Origin of the sequence: Exiguobacterium qingdaonense (assembly GCF_018617855.1) — a bacterium.
GTDB lineage: Bacteria > Bacillota > Bacilli > Exiguobacteriales > Exiguobacteriaceae > Exiguobacterium > Exiguobacterium qingdaonense.
In genome coordinates, this window is record NZ_JACSKY010000038.1 from 1 (window position 1) to 373 (window position 373).

Annotated in this window: 2 tRNA genes; both read left to right on the forward strand. The window is 50.7% G+C overall.

Going from position 1 to position 373, the window contains the following annotated elements:
• Positions 1–109 precede the first annotated feature (109 nt).
• Positions 110–186: transfer RNA gene (locus KNP00_RS14130), tRNA-Ile, on the forward strand.
• A gap of 22 nt (positions 187–208) precedes the next feature.
• Positions 209–281: transfer RNA gene (locus tag KNP00_RS14135), tRNA-Ala, on the forward strand.
• Positions 282–373 lie beyond the last annotated feature (92 nt).

Genomic DNA, 373 nt, shown 5'->3' on the forward strand with positions numbered 1-373 from the left:
AACAAGGTAGCCGTATCGGAAGGTGCGGCTGGATCACCTCCTTTCTAAGGAAAATGCCCATGTGGCATTGCCCATCGTTCAGTTTTGAGAGACCAAAACCTCTCTATGAGGGCCTATAGCTCAGCCGGTTAGAGCGCACGCCTGATAAGCGTGAGGTCGGTGGTTCGAGTCCACTTAGGCCCACCATTTTTATGAACAATTCTAATACGGGGCCTTAGCTCAGCTGGGAGAGCGCCTGCCTTGCACGCAGGAGGTCAGCGGTTCGATCCCGCTAGGCTCCACTTTTGTTCCTTGAAAACTGAAGATTCATCAAGACATCAAAAACCAATTTCACATATGGTCCGTAACGGACCGTGTGTCTTAGACGCTAGAT